This is a genomic window from Saprospiraceae bacterium (genome assembly GCA_016716185.1).
In the GTDB taxonomy this organism is placed as follows: domain Bacteria; phylum Bacteroidota; class Bacteroidia; order Chitinophagales; family Saprospiraceae; genus Vicinibacter.
Window position 1 is genome coordinate 472501 of record JADJWV010000002.1, and the last position, 15755, is coordinate 488255.

Genomic DNA, 15755 nt, shown 5'->3' on the forward strand with positions numbered 1-15755 from the left:
CGGGACGCCGTAAGAATCAGGTTTCCTTGATCTATGCTAATCAGATCAGGGTTAGTCGGGTCCTAAGGTATAGCCGAAAGGCGAAGCCGATGGCAAGCCGGTTAATATTCCGGCACCTGTGCTTATTGCGATGGGGTGACGAAGCAGCGTAAAACCCGCCAACTTACGGAATAGTTGGTTGAAGTGCGTAGGCGTTGATCCGGCAGGCAAATCCACCGGTGAGTCGAAACACGATAGTACACTGATCCTTTCGGGGTGATGTGATAGTGGTTCCAAGCATACTTCCAAGAAAAACCTCTAAGCTTCAGATAAGTACAGCCCGTACCGCAAACCGACACAGGTATTCGAGGAGAATATCCTCAGGCGCTCGAGTGAGTCATGGCTAAGGAACTAGGCAAATTAGTCTCGTAACTTCGGGAAAAGAGACCCCCTCCAGTAATGTAGGGGCGCAGAGAAATGGCCCAGGCGACTGTTTAACAAAAACACAGGACTCTGCAAAATCGAAAGATGACGTATAGGGTCTGACACCTGCCCGGTGCTGGAAGGTTAAGGAAGGAGCTCAGCGCAAGCAAAGGTTCTGACTGAAGCCCCAGTAAACGGCGGCCGTAACTATAACGGTCCTAAGGTAGCGAAATTCCTTGTCGGGTAAGTTCCGACCTGCACGAATGGTGTAACGATCTGGGCACTGTCTCAGCCATGAGCTCGGTGAAATTGAAGTATCGGTGAAGATGCCGGTTACCCGCCACGGGACGAAAAGACCCCGTGCACCTTTACTATAGCTTCACATTGTGCTTGAATATAAGATGTGTAGGATAGGTGGGAGACTTTGAAGCGGTCACGCTAGTGGTCGTGGAGTCGACGTTGAAATACCACCCTTTTTATATTTAGGTTCTAATCCGTCAACCGACGGAGACAGTGTGTGGTGGGTAGTTTGACTGGGGTGGTCGCCTCCTAAAGAGTAACGGAGGCTTGCAAAGGTGCCCTCAGCATGGTCGGTAATCATGCGTAGAGCGTATTAGTATAAGGGCGCTTGACTGAGAGATCGACGGATCGAACAGGAACGAAAGTTGGCTAAAGTGATCCGGTGGTTCCGCATGGAAGGGCCATCGCTCAAAGGATAAAAGGTACGCCGGGGATAACAGGCTGATCTCCCCCAAGAGCTCATATCGACGGGGAGGTTTGGCACCTCGATGTCGGTTCGTCACATCCTGGGGCTGGAGAAGGTCCCAAGGGTTCGGCTGTTCGCCGATTAAAGTGGCACGTGAACTGGGTTCAGAACGTCGCAAGACAGTTCGGTCTCTATCTGTGGTGGGCGTTATAACATTGAAGGGAGCTGACTCTAGTACGAGAGGACCGAGTCGGACGTACCGCTAGTGTATCTGTTGTGCCGCCAGGTGCAGCGCAGAGTAGCTATGTACGGACTAGATAAGCGCTGAAAGCATCTAAGCGCGAAGCTATCCTTAAGATGAGTGTTATATGGGGTCGTAGAAGACGACTACGTTGATAGGCTACAGGTGGAAGCGTAGTAATATGTTAAGCTGAGTAGTACTAATTACCCCGTAACTTCCTTTTTTTTATCTTCATCTCATTTCCTCTTCCAACCTTTTTTTTAAAGAACCTCTACATTAGAAATAATGCTAACGAGCGTTAATACCCAAAGAAATATTCCCGTTTACCGGGATCAAGATTTAGGTGGTTTTAGCGAGGGTGTTCCACCTCTTCCCATTCCGAACAGAGAAGTTAAGCCCCTCTGCGCCGATGGTACTGGACGCAAATCCGGGAGAGTAGGTCGCCGCCTTTTTTTTCATAAGCCCTGCACGTTGTGTCAGGGCTTTTTTATTTTACAGAAATCACAGGATTATCCGGATTATAAGATTGCCAGGATTGAACGGAGCAATGGTCTATTCGTTCTCTTAGGAAGATATCCTCCTGCATCTTCGTTATACAGGTAGGGCGTTTCGGTAAAAATCTAAGTACTTAGAAATTAACGGAATGTGAAAAAATAAAGGCCATAAAAAACCCTGAATTCAGCACTTTTTGCGTAAATTCAGGGTAAGTTTAAATAAAATAATGTGGCTAAATTAATAAGCATTCAGAATAATATTCTGAAAATTAATTTCGAGAGTGCCGATCAAAGGTTTGACACATATTATCAGTCCTTTTTAAGAAGTGAATTAGGACTGATCCATCAGGCAATTCCTTGGGATAATCTGTGCCAAATTTTTAGAAAGAATCTGCGCAGGAAGAACCAAAGGGGTAGAAAATCATTTTTTAGTATACAAGGCAAGATTGCGCTGATGTTTTTAAAGCAATACCTGGGGTATTCAGATTCCAAGATCATAGATCGCCTGAATACGGATTATGTTATACAGTTTTTCTGTGGAATTTATCTGAGACCTGAAGATCAAATCAAGGATAAAAAATAATCAGTCAAATCCGGTGTGAACTGGCACAGGCATTGTCGTTGGATGAAATTCAGATTGAACTTATGAAACACTGGAAACCCCATTTAAAGGATGTACATATAGGTTTGGTTGATGCAACATGTTATGAATCGCAACTTCGATATCCAACCGACGTAAAACTATTATGGGAGTGCTGCGAATGGACATATGGTCAAATGAAGAGAATTTGCAAGCAGTCTAAACAGCGAATACCACGGTCAAAATTCAAGGAACAGCAAGATAAGTACCTATCCTATCAGAAGAAACGAAAGAAGACGTATCAGCAAGCTCAAATTAGAAAGCGCGCATTACTTTATCTACTCAATAAGTTATTGAGTCAAATAGAACAAGTTTACCAAATAGCATCCACACGTGATCTTGTTTTACCTGCTGCCTATGCCAAGAGGATTCAAACGATTCAGACTATCCTGAGTCAGCAGCAGGAACGCTTTGAAACTGGATTGCCTATTAAGGACAGGATAGTAAGTATTGCTAAAAATTATCTTCGCCCAATTGTTCGGGGAAAGGAAACCAAGATCGTAGAATTTGGAGCTAAGGTGAACTGTGTTCAGATTGATGGTATCAATTTTATAGAATACCTAAGCTTCGATGCCTTTAATGAAGGCACTCGATTAGAACAAAGTATATTTTTAGTAAGAAAACTCACAGGGAAGTGCACTCACATAGCGGCGGATCAAATCTATGCCACCAATAAAAACAGATCTTATTGTACAAGCCAGAATATTAAAACAAATTTTACACCTAAAGGCAGACCAGGGCCACTAGAACCCCAGCGCAGTCAAATGCAATCCTTACTTTCTAAAGAAAGAGCAACCAGATTAGAAGGTTCATTCGGAACTGAGAAAGATCACTATGGGTTATCAAAAATAAAAGCCAGAACTGAAGCTAATGAAATTCTTTGCATTTTCTTCGGCATCCATACCGCTAATGCAGTAGACATAGGAAAAAGAATACTTAGATCAAGGCAAACAAAAAAGCCTGCGTAATTCATATTTAATCTAAAGTTATAAACATAACCCAGGCGGAGCTGTCTGAAAAATTCAGCTTTTCAACAACTTTGACCTACTTGTCAACATTTAATAAAAAATATTTCAGTATATTATTCTGTTTTCCAAAAATGGATTGATTAAGCTATGAATTTACCGAAATTCCCCAGGTATTCATTGTGCAAACGATAGGATCTTTAAGATCTGAAGCTCTAAAGTCTCTATCTGAAAAGGTTCCGCAACCAAAACTAACAATTGTTAGTATCGATGGTTAATCCCTTCATGGTAAGATCCGATAAATCCAGAATAAACACTTTCCCTTTTATTTAAAAGCTTAGAGCTTGAGAAAGCTTGTATAAATCGTTTCCTTTCCGCTTAAACATTGTATAAAGTAAATACCGGAAGGCAACATTTGAGTGTCAAGTAAAAATGAAGCTTCAGTCATTTTAACCTGCCGAACGGGCATACCTGTTGAATTTCTGATGACAAGGGTAAGAGGTTTGTTCTTGAACTCTTTAAATTCTACAAACAGCTGATGCTGCGCTGGATTGGGATAGATGCGGAGTGCAATTTTTTCGGACTCCTCTGTGCCGACTGTTTGCCTTTTATGTTTATTGAAAAATTTCCAGATCAATTCACTGGCGCTGAAGTCCTGACAGGTTGTACCAATCACAAAGGGCGTTCCCGGCCAGGTATGCCCACCGTTCAAAACTTTGTAATGCTCCACTTCGTGTTGCCCCGGATAGTAATAGTGCTCTGCCGTTGCTCCATCATTCGTGTTAAGGTCAGGTACATCCGTTTTGATCACCGAATTCGGATCCAGTCCGTTTTTTTGTATCCAAAAATTTAATACTTCGGGTATGGATAAGATGCCATTACTTCCATTGTAGTTCACCACAGCATCGGCTGTACCATGGATCTCCATAACGGGAATCGGTTTTGCATTTTTACACAATACCTGCGTAAGTGATGTCATTGAGCCCGTAACGGAAGCTATGGCAGCAAAGCGATCACTCAGACATGCAAGGTGATAACTCATAAAGCCGCCATTCGACATTCCGGTGCTGTAAATGCGATCCGCATCAATCGAATAAGCTGTAGCGAGTGTATCGATAATGGCATGAAGAAAGCCCACATCATCCACATTGCTGTTGCCTACCAATCCGACATTCCAGAATTGCAGTCCGGATTGCGGAAAGACCGTTCCGTTTGGATGCACAATAATAAATCCGGCAGTATCTGCTATTTTTCTGAAATCACCATAAAATTCCTGCTGGTCGGCATTCGAACTGTATCCATGTAAATTGAATACCAGTGCTGTGGACTTTCCCGGTGTATAGGATGCCGGAATGTAAAATGAAAAACTACGCATCAGTTGATTGTGAATCAGCGTGGTTTTAATCGTTTTTTGCGAAATGGCATGACCCATAACACCAAAGCTTAAAATGAGGGTCAAACAATATTGGACGGATACTTTCATGATCAGTGTATAAATTGTGTTCCCAAATCTAACGCGTATCCGTGGAAGTTTCTGGAATTCTTTTTGTAAAACTTGTACCTCATAACAGACTGTTTTAAATTGCTGACCAATTCAAATATGCGAATTCAGGACTTAAAATATTTATGGGTGTGGCTTATGCCGGTATTTGGACTCATCGGTTTGCATGTTCAATCTTATTGTTCTCCTGGTAGCTTTTATCTGGCATTTGTAATTTTACCCCTGCTGGAATTAAAGCTAAAGCCTAAACATCAAAATTTAGGGATTCCATCCAAAGCTAAACGGAAACATCTACTGTTTTTTGATGTCTTATTGTATCTCAATATTCCTGTACTCTATGGCTTATTGATTTATTTTTTTTATAGGCTTGCAGAAGGCGCATTTTCCCAATGGGAATTATGGGCTAACCTTATCAATATGGGAATTTTATTGGCCGTACATGGCATCAATGTAGCCCATGAATTGGGACACCGATCTTCAAACTTTTCAAAATTAGCTGCTCAGATATTATTGTTACCCAGCCTTTACATGCATTTTACAGATGAACACAATCATTGGCATCACAAATATGTAGCCACACATAAAGATCCTTCCTCTGCCCGAATAAACGAAGCACTCTATTCATTTTGGATGCGAAGTATCATAGGCGTTTATAAAAACGCATGGAAATTGGAGAACAGGAGATTGTCTGAAAAAGGATTGCCTCTCTTCCATAAATTCAATCGTGTGTTACTTCAATCCCTCATCCAATTATTTTACCTCATTGTCATTTATATCTTTGTTGGAGTCTGGGGTGTAATGGCAGCCTTCGTCATAGCTTTGATATCCATCTGTATGTTGGAGACGATCAATTACATCGAACATTATGGTTTGCAGCGCAAACCAATCGATGAGGAAAGAATCGAACCCGTTTCACACGTCCATTCCTGGAACTCTGATCATCCAATCGGAAGAATCTTTCTATATGAGCTTACGCGACATCCCTATCATCATCTCCATGCGCAGGAGAAATATCAGAATCTCGACAGCATCCAACAAGCCCCGCAACTTCCATTTGGATACCCGGCCTGCATGTTGATGGCCCTTGTTCCAAATTTGTGGTTTTCAGTGATGAATAAAAGATTGAGGATCTAACATTTATTCCGAAATATTATGCATTTAATACTTCCAGCAACTGCTCATCCCTGATATCCTTCGCACATTTAAAATGTCCTTCAGGACAAGCCTTTTTTCCGTGTAGCCCGCAGGGCCTGCATTTCAAATTCAGAGTGTTTTGTACGATGTGTGCATGATCAGATAAAGGTCCGAAGCCAAATTCCGGAATGGTACTGCAAAAAACAGCACAGACCGGAGCATTCACAGCAGAAGCCATATGCAGCGGTGCAGAATCGTTTACATAGTTCATCAGTGCATGTTTCATCAATGCCGCTGATTGTGGAATGCCCAGCAATCCGGATAAGTTTTGGACGCTTGTCGAAGGCTTTTTTTGCAGCACTTGTCTGCTGATGTCATTGCACAGGATTTTATCGTCCGGACCTCCCAACAGGAAAATCTGCAGATGATCCGGCAACTGGGAAAGAAAATGAATCCAGATCTCTGCGGGTAATTGTTTGGTAAACCACACGGATGCCGGCGAAACGGTGATGTAAGGCCCATTTATCGTAACCAAACTAACGAACGTTTGTAAATCTGGAACATACATCTTTGGCAATGCAGGCTTCAGTCCGGTTTCATGACTTATCAGTTGATGGTTGCGTTCGATTTCATGTACATTTTGACTTTTTCCGATTTCGTGTCGAACAACTTGAGAAAAAAAGACAGAAAACGGATTCTTATGAAAGCCAATGGTCTTTTTTGCACCAGATAAAACGGTAAGCAATCCCGTTGATACAAAACGCTGCAGGTTGATCACCCGGTCATACGAACGCTTCCTGATCTCAAAAATCAATGCAAACAAATTGCGCAGCTTATTTTTCTTTTTATCCCATATCAATACTTCACGGATTTTGGGATGGTTAGCAAACACGGACTCGTTTCCTTTGCGCACCAAGACATCGACGGAATCTTCGGGGTATTTCTGCTTCCAGCTTTCGACAAGGGATGTACTGAGAATGACATCTCCCAGAAAAGCAGTCTGTATGATAAGTATGGATGCCATTTTTTTAGTTTCAAACCGCAACAATAATAAGCCATTTTAAGCTAGCTTTTTCAAAGGCTTTTTACCGATCTAACTTGTTTCAAAATTTATTAACAAAAGTATTCAACCAAATTGGTTATCAAGCGTTTACCCAATACATTGTTTATTTATACCTTTGAGAAAAATTTAAAGAAATGGAGCAGGTAGCCACCCACTTAAAATATCGCGTTAAAGACATTCAACTGGCCGATTGGGGCCGGAAAGAAATAGAATTGGCAGAAGCCGAAATGCCAGGTTTGATGGCATTGCGTTCTGAGTACGGGGCAAGCAAGCCTCTCCAAGGAGCCCGAATTGCCGGATGCCTTCACATGACCATTCAAACCGCAGTTTTAATCGAAACTTTGATTGAATTGGGCGCTGAAGTCAGCTGGTCTTCGTGCAATATTTTCTCAACGCAGGATCATGCTGCGGCAGCCATTGCTGCGAAAGGAATTCCGGTGTTTGCCTGGAAGGGTATGAACAACGAAGAATTCGACTGGTGTATCGAACAAACTTTGTTTGCCTTTAAAGATGGCAAACCCCTCAATATGATTCTCGATGACGGGGGTGATCTGACTAATATGGTCTTGGATCACTACCCGGAATTGGTCGGCGAGATTCGTGGCATTTCCGAAGAAACAACTACGGGTGTTATGCGCCTTTATGACCGCATGAAAAACGGAACGCTGCCCTTACCTTGTATAAACGTCAACGATTCCGTCACCAAGTCAAAATTTGACAATAAATACGGCTGTAAAGAATCCTGTGTGGATGCCATTCGTCGCGCCACCGACATCATGATGGCTGGAAAAGTTGCTATTGTCGCTGGATATGGCGATGTGGGCAAAGGATCGGCCGCATCTTTACGTGGGGCAGGTTGCCGGGTGATCGTAACAGAAATCGATCCGATCTGCGCTTTACAGGCTGCGATGGACGGCTTCCAGGTTTTAAAAATGGAAACGGCCATCCCGCTGGCCAATATTGTAGTTACCGCTACGGGCAATTGTGATATCCTTACGGAGAAACATTTTCGCAAGATGAAAGACAAAACCATCGTCTGCAACATCGGGCATTTCGATAACGAGATCGACGTAGCCTGGCTGAATCAGAATTATGGAGATTCAAAAGTTGAAATCAAACCGCAGGTAGATAAATACAACGTAGATGGAAAAGACATTCTGTTGCTTGCAGAAGGTCGTCTGGTCAATCTGGGATGTGCCACCGGCCACCCATCGTTTGTGATGAGCAATTCTTTCACCAACCAGTGTCTTGCACAACTCGAATTGTGGAACCATTCCACCAAATACGAAAACAAAGTGTATACTCTTCCAAAAAGCCTGGACGAGCAGGTAGCCCGTTTGCACCTGGCTAAGATCGGCGTCGAACTGGAAGAGCTCAACGACAAGCAAGCCGGGTACATTGGCGTACACAAGGATGGTCCATATAAAACAGAGCACTACAGGTACTAATATTTGCCTGATTCTTAGATTTTCGGTGTTGTTCTGAACATCAGCCATGTTCCATTTGCTATCATTTGGAATCATAGAAATAAATATTTCGAATAATGAAATTGATCCCTTCTCCGCGTCATCCCGATAAATTCTTAACTGCTTCTCCACAGATGTGGAGAAGGGCTGGGCATGAGGTCCGCACTCCTGATCCCTCATTATGATGGAGAGGGGATTTGTAAAGGAAAGTTTTTCGCATATTGAAATAGCTCCCTTCTCCACAGATGTGGAGAAGGGCTGGGGATGAAGTCCGCACCCCTGATCCCAGGGGAGGGGGATGAAGTCCGCACCCCTGATCCCTCATTATGATGGAGAGGGGATTTGTAAAGGAAAGTTTTTCGCATATTGAAATAGCTCCCTTCTCCACTGGCGTGGAGAAGGGCTGGGGATGAGGCAAAGACAACGCAATGTTGGTGTACTCCTTAAAGATTTAACAACACTGATCATTTACTGCCCAAATAACCAAGCTGATCCAATGAATCGGTAGATGTTTTTTATGCAATTTGTCTAAATTTGGACTTAGAAACCAAATTTAGACAAATTAAGCAGGCATTAAAAAGTGCTAATAATTCTGATTCGATAAGCCATGACCTTGATCATTGGATTCCTTTAAAACACTTGTTGATTTGAAAAACAATGTATTCTTTTCAAATGCGCTTCAACTCAAATTCATAGTTTATCTGACTTTATTTCAAGTCAATAATGTTGATTGTCAGAATAAGTTTGATGACTTTTTAACACCTTCAGTCACATTCAATTCCAACCGGGCATTCCTGGCAGGAGGATTTGCTACGGCAACGTATGCAGCATTTTCCCTGAGTTTATACCATGCCTGGTACAGCAAAAACGGTTTAGGCAAATTCCACTATTTCAACGATCACCGGGAGTGGTTGCAGGTAGATAAAACCGCTCATGTGTTCAACGCCTATTTTCAGTCAGCTTATGTTTACCGGGCTGCGCGCTGGTGTGGTTACAATGAAAATCATGCGCTGATCTGGAGCACTTCAATGTCCCTGTTATTTCAATCCACCATAGAAGTCATGGATGGATTCAGCAAGGATTATGGATTCAGTTGGCCGGACATGGCAGCGAATTTTGCTGGAGCCGGTTTTTTTACAGCGCAGCAGTTGCTTTGGTCTGAGCAAAAGATAAAGATCAAAATTTCTTCCTGGCCGCAGAAGTATTCCGATGACCCAATAAAGTTGGAACCCGGTTATAGTTTCAAAGACCGTGCTTTAGAACTTTTTGGTAACGGATATTTCAACAGTGCTTTAAAGGATTACAATGCACAAACGTTTTGGTTGTCCTGGAGTCCGGAGAATCTGCTCAACAAGCAATGGACTGCATGGCCCGATTGGTTAAACATATCTTTGGGTTATGGTGCCAACGGACTTTATGGTGGATTTAAGAATTATTGGGTAAAAAACAACATCCATTACGATCTTGAACATATACCCAGAGAAAGGCAATATTATTTGTCGCTCGATATCGATTTCACAAAAATCAAAACCAACAATGCCTTTTTGAAAACGATTTTTCATCTGGTTAACATTATAAAAATTCCTGCACCTGCGTTGGAATACAACAGCAGTGGAAAATGGAAGGGGCATTGGGTGTTTTTTTAAAATACTTTAGTGAGAAATTTCGCAAGACTCAAAATGATATGATCATCACTTAATCAATTGGATCCAATTGGAATAAGTTTTACCCCTATCTATGAATTTCAAGATGTATAAACCGTTGTTTAAGTCGTTTAAATCGATCATCATTTCAGGAGTGGTTAACTTTTTTAGTCTTTTTAACTCACGTCCATTTATATCGTAAACACAAATTAAAATTTCATAGTTCTGAAAGTTATCTGAAAAGTTAGTATTAAAGATCCCTGAGCTGGGATTGGGATATATGAAATATAATTTCTCATCGATTTCTAAATTAGATAACAAGATATTTCCGTTACAATCAAGTACCGTATAAAATCCCTGATGCAACCCATTCTTGAAGTAGTCAAAAATACTTCCTGAGATCAATAATTTGCAAGAATCAAAATAGATGATATCCAATGCTCTGAAGTAATAGTCTCCACCATATCGCTTCCTCCAAATTTCATTTATACCGTTAAATTTGGAAACGTTAAAATAACTAGGAGAACTCACTTTAAAAGTACCTAATTCTTCCCCTTCATTTACAACGGTATAATAGTATCCATTTTCTCCAGGTGTAAGTGAAGGGTCCAATTTCATTATATTATCAGGATTTGAATTAATGGAAAAAGAATCCATATAAATGGAATCGGCTTTGTATTTGATACTATATGTTAATAGTTCAAAGAAATTAGGAATATTGTACGGTACTGCGTCTACAGCATAAATTGTTGTGGAATCGTGAACAAACAATTCAGGTCTGTTGGCAGTAACATTGCCATTAATTATGGGATCAAATAATTTCAACGAATTTCGGAATACAATATTCAAATTTGTGTCAACAATAGAAACTAATTGATTTGCACCAGTAATTATAAATCTGTTCTCAGAAATTGGAACAACCTGATGAATCCACCTGTGATGAAATAGCAATGGAGCGGGTTCTGTTAAAGGGCCACGATCAATCTCAATTGGATTAGCTATATTTCCAGAATCATCTATTTTTAACAATAAAATCTTAATTACTGGCAAACCTCCTTTGATGAAATTTATACACATGTAATTAGTTTTTTGATGTTTAAATGCCTTTGTATGGTAATAGCCATCCAATGGTCCTGAAATATTCAAACTATCAATGTAGGTGACTTGTTTAGTTATTCGACTTATGGAGATTGAAAAAATCTTGTAATTATTTTCAATTTCTTTAATTACGAGTGCGGTTGATTCATTTCCATTTGTTGATAGGATGCCTAGTGGATAAGTATTCTCAGTAAATAGCCAACTAAATCCGATCTCTTCCAAATTCCAATTTCCCATAGGTCTGATTGAACCAATAGAAAAAATGGAATTAAGAAAGACTTCTCCATTCAGAAAATAACTGCGATGAAAATAGTTATCGAAACTATCTCCAGAAACATTTAATCTCAGATCTTGGGCGAGAGTAAGCCAGGGAAATATAAAGGAATAAATTAAATTTATTGTCTTCATAGATTAATTGATTTTAAAACCAGTGCACGTCAGTTGTGTGCACTGGTAGTTAATTTTTGTTCATTCATTGTTATCGTAAACCGGAATTCCAACCTTATAGTAAAAATACCAATAATAGTTATAATATGGATAACTTGGAAAGAAATTATAGCTAGCAATATTAAAACCAATTCTCATGTAACCTTGTGGCAGATAAGAATCCTCAATTTCTTCGAGAACATCAAGATAGTCTTGTTGGTCTTGTGCTGTTAAACAAAGTGGTTTGCTATTTTCACAGTCTTGTTTATAATGCCAAAAGTCAACATCAGAAACTTCAATTAAGCCAAATGCCCAATCATCATAAACGTCGTTATAACAACTACCAATAACTCCAAATTCTTTAATATTTTTAAAGTAAAGGAGATTATTGGGTTGCGCTATGTTCATAAATGATCTAGCAACCCTGCCACAACCTCCACCTCCTAGGTCAGTTGAACCATTGCACCAATTTCCTGGAATGATGGCCCCGTTATTTTTTAAGCCACCATTTGGTCGCAATGAATCCTGAAATCCGAATGAAAGTTCGCTAGTGACATTAGACATTACTTCCACAAGGTTATTTCTTAAATTTAAATCAATCACTTTAGGATCTGCTCCTTCATCAATAATCTCCTGGACCATACTGTCTATTCGAGATTGTTCCGTGGTTGAAATAATACCATTTGTGTGGGTGAAACTGAATGTGTCTACCTGAGGTATTGAAACAACGGTTGTGAATGTCAAGTTTTTTTAGTTAAAAGTGAAGAAAATCAGGGTTTACCCTGAGGGTTATGGGAGGGTATTGTATTTTAAAAAATGAAAATGGGAAAAGGCCGAAGGCACTCTTCCGTATCTCTCTATGGCCAATTTGGAATTGCGTTTGTTACATATGAACTTATTTCAAAATGGTCATAAAATCCCTAACGAACGTTCGTATCTTATAACATTTTTTATGTATAATGTTACGCGAAATATTGATCTCAGACCAAAATTAAAGTTGGTTTGATTTGAAGCAAAAACATTTTGGCTTCCGGTGTTTAATTTTTCATTTATATCTTCAAAAAAATCAATTGTTGTGAACCAGGCGAGCTGTGGATAGACAGCATGTAGAGACCGGAGATCAGGTGACTGACATCAACATCCAAAATATTATGGTTTTCAGCAGGTAAAATATTTTTCATGACCAGACGACCATGAAGGTCTCTGATCTCCATGACTTGTTCAGTAGGAACAGCAAATTGGAATTGAATGAAAAGTTTATCTGAAACCGGATTGGGATGGACATGGACTCTTTGATTTTTATTTTCAATGGTCTTGCTTATTATGATAGGCAGACAATAAGAAGTATCTGTACAAGGAGGCGTGGTGATAATCACCGCATAGCTGCCATCTTTATTGGGAATAAATATTTTATCAGTTGCACCTGGTATGACTGCGAACTGATCATTGCAATCTACCCATTGATATGTAGCCACACTATCCAGAGCAATGAGCGAATTTGCCAGTTTAGTGATATTGGTATCCATTGCAATGATGTCCAGATCAAGTTCGATCAGACTGTCGCAAGCCTGGCGATTGCGCAATTTGATAAAATACTTACCGCCTTCTGTATAGACCTTATCATTAAATCCGAATGTTCTGCAAGCCGTAGTTTGAATGACTGTGTCACTGCTGTGGCGAATGCTTAGATTGAGGATTACCATACTGTCGCAACCATTTGCAGATTGAAAGTGGTTTATGAAAATTCCGTTTTCCCGGTACACCAAACCATTCCAGTTCAAACTATCGCAGACATTTAAGTTTTGCATGGTGAACACGGTATCCCTGACGTTCAAATCGAGAATGGAAATAATGCTGTCACATCCGTTGGCATTGTATGAAGTATGCACATATCTTCCCTGAAGGGTCAACAGGGTATCAAAAAACCGGTAAGCATTGCCATTGCAAACGGAAGCTGATATGAGTTCTGTTTTTGGAATGTCAGTAGTATGGAAATAATTATCCGTGTAATCGCATTCAACAGCCGAAAAGTCTTTAGGATCGAGCATGCCATTGGTATTGCGACTTGTATTTACTACCATGTGCAGATCATGGATTGATGATGCCTTGAATGTAAACTGTTCACCGACCAAACTATCTCCGGGATTTAATGGAATTTTTGTGTAATAGATTCCCAGCAAACTACCAGATAATGAAGGATCGCCATTGTAAAATGCAATGGGTAGATTGGAATTTACCCCTGAGGATGCATTCTTGTTGTTAAAAACATCAAATTCTACAGTATATTCTTCCAGCACTGGATCATAATGAATGCAATTGATTTTACCCCACACACTTGCAGCGGCGACTTTATACATACCGTTGCTGTCGAGCAGGGATTCCTGTTGTAGAAAATTATTATACTTCCCGTTTTTGTATGTTGCATGATTTTTAACAATCGTTGGTACCGTAAGATCATCGTTTATAAACAGTGGATTGTAGGCATACTGATTCCACACGCTTCGTGCTGGTGCCCAGCCCGGCAGGCTGTCGGGAGAGCCAAAAGCAGTGAGATAGCCTTGCGTTATATTCTGTGGCCAGGGTCCTATGCCTCCGCATACGGTACAAATTTGTGCATTACCTTTTTTGCCAATATCTGCAATTATAGGGTATTCTCCATATGTTCCTGCTATACATCTTATACTATCAATGATTTGTGGCGGATTCACACTTCCATCAATGATTAATAGATTAAAATGATCCCGATAAATAATTTCTTGGATACCATCTCCATTCAGATCAAAAGTTGTTATTCCTGTTGATGCTCCAGTATCCTGAACTACTAATGACCACTTTAACTTAAAGATGAATGTACCATCGTATTCAAAATTGTGTATTGACTTGTGTTTGCTCACTAAAATATTGGGAATACCATTTCCGTCAATATCAGAGATAGTAGGACAACTGTTAGGGTTATCAATTCCTGGAATGAAATTTTGTGCCAGCAAAATGGGAACATCATTATTAAGAGTGTATGAATAAATTTTTGATTTAGTATCTCGGTTTCCATAAGTGACGATCACATCTAATTTTCCGTCTCTATTTATATCTGCTACAGCTGTTTTGCCATCAAAAAAACTTCCATCTATTTTTATGTTAATGGGAATCATTTGATTACCAGCCATGCCATTTGGATTTGTGATTATAATTTTATATATACTATACCCTGCCGCTAGTTCCAAATCATTAGGATTATCATCAAGCTGAGCTGCAACACTTACTGAATTTGTAATGTAACCTTCATCATGCTCGCCCTCTCCATTTGAACCACCATGCAACAATAATTTTCCGGTTTGTCCATTAAATATCCGGTTGTTGCAATATATCTCAGTCTTGCCATCTTGATTAAAGTCCGCGACAGCCAATTGTGGTATCCAATCAATATCATAATCAGTATTATAAATGTATTTATCAGATATCCATTTCAACTTTCCTGTGTAATCATAACACAATAAACTATTCTTGTAAGGAAATTTACCATCAACTATTGAGGAAATTATAATATCATTGATTCCATCGTTATCAACATCTGCAATGACAGGAGTTAAATCAGATTGAAATGCCTCACAATAAAATTTGGCATTTAGGCTTCCGTCTCTCCCACTATAAAAATGTGTAACTGCTGTATCAGGTTTAAAAATATCTAATGATTTAATACCTCTCATAAGTATTTCTGGAATGCAATCTCCATCGATGTCCGCTAACAGTGGAACTTGACGTGTTGAGCCCAATTCTTTAGATTCCCATTTTTTTTCAATGCGAATGGGTGGTTTAATATATTTTTTTAGAATATAACATTTGCTTGTATCCGAAAGGTCATAGCTGCAAAGACTTTCTTGACCATGATTGGAGATTGGAATACATAAAATACTAAATGCAAACAATAAATATTTATTGGAAATCATAGTTGTCTATTAAATAAAGAAGGGCAAGTTCA

10 protein-coding genes and 2 rRNA genes (1 of these 12 running past the window's edge) are annotated in these 15755 nt (G+C 40.0%); 7 read left to right on the forward strand and 5 right to left on the reverse strand.

The features are described 5' to 3' along the window. From IPM34_03740 to IPM34_03755, 4 genes are all read left to right on the forward strand, one after another. A 23S ribosomal RNA gene (locus IPM34_03740) occupies positions 1-1572 on the forward strand; it begins 1319 nt to the left of the window's first position. Positions 1573-1688: 116 nt separating this feature from the next. Beyond that, a 5S ribosomal RNA gene (rrf, locus tag IPM34_03745) occupies positions 1689-1801 on the forward strand. A 271-nt stretch (positions 1802-2072) separates the two neighbouring features. Beyond that, positions 2073-2426 carry a hypothetical protein gene (locus tag IPM34_03750; GenBank protein MBK8954654.1) on the forward strand — a complete coding sequence of 118 codons (354 nt, stop codon included), beginning with the start codon at positions 2073-2075 and terminating at the stop codon, positions 2424-2426. 62 nt (positions 2427-2488) lie between these two features. After that, positions 2489-3451, forward strand: a complete 963-nt coding sequence (locus IPM34_03755; protein MBK8954655.1) for a transposase — start codon at positions 2489-2491, stop codon at positions 3449-3451. Between the two features lie 334 nt (positions 3452-3785). Here IPM34_03755 and IPM34_03760 read toward each other — a convergent pair whose 3' ends face one another. Beyond that, complete coding sequence (locus tag IPM34_03760; GenBank protein MBK8954656.1) at positions 3786-4931, reverse strand: T9SS type A sorting domain-containing protein; 1146 nt, start codon at positions 4929-4931, stop codon at positions 3786-3788. A 117-nt stretch (positions 4932-5048) separates the two neighbouring features. On the opposite strand from IPM34_03760, the gene IPM34_03765 reads away from it, so the two are divergent. Continuing rightward, a complete protein-coding gene (locus IPM34_03765) occupies positions 5049-6083 on the forward strand; it encodes an alkane 1-monooxygenase (protein MBK8954657.1) in 1035 nt (344 codons plus the stop codon). Between the two features lie 16 nt (positions 6084-6099). Here the strand turns inward: IPM34_03765 and IPM34_03770 are convergent, their stop codons facing one another. Beyond that, positions 6100-7107 (reverse strand): glycosyltransferase family 9 protein, encoded by a 1008-nt coding sequence (locus IPM34_03770; GenBank protein MBK8954658.1) that lies wholly within the window; start codon positions 7105-7107, stop codon positions 6100-6102. Between the two features lie 173 nt (positions 7108-7280). On the opposite strand from IPM34_03770, the gene IPM34_03775 reads away from it, so the two are divergent. Beyond that, entirely contained in the window at positions 7281-8594 is a 1314-nt protein-coding gene (locus IPM34_03775; protein MBK8954659.1) for an adenosylhomocysteinase, read from the forward strand. A 665-nt stretch (positions 8595-9259) separates the two neighbouring features. Next, on the forward strand, positions 9260-10258 hold the full coding sequence (locus IPM34_03780) for a DUF2279 domain-containing protein (GenBank protein ID MBK8954660.1): 999 nt from the start codon (positions 9260-9262) through the stop codon (positions 10256-10258). 45 nt (positions 10259-10303) lie between these two features. Here the strand turns inward: IPM34_03780 and IPM34_03785 are convergent, their stop codons facing one another. The 3 genes from IPM34_03785 to IPM34_03795 form a co-directional block, all read right to left on the reverse strand. Next, a complete protein-coding gene (locus IPM34_03785; GenBank protein MBK8954661.1) occupies positions 10304-11761 on the reverse strand; it encodes a T9SS type A sorting domain-containing protein in 1458 nt (485 codons plus the stop codon). 60 nt (positions 11762-11821) lie between these two features. Beyond that, complete coding sequence (locus IPM34_03790) at positions 11822-12523, reverse strand: hypothetical protein (protein ID MBK8954662.1); 702 nt, start codon at positions 12521-12523, stop codon at positions 11822-11824. Positions 12524-12828: 305 nt separating this feature from the next. Continuing rightward, positions 12829-15723, reverse strand: a complete 2895-nt coding sequence (locus IPM34_03795) for a T9SS type A sorting domain-containing protein (GenBank protein MBK8954663.1) — start codon at positions 15721-15723, stop codon at positions 12829-12831. Between the last annotated feature and the right edge of the window lie 32 nt (positions 15724-15755).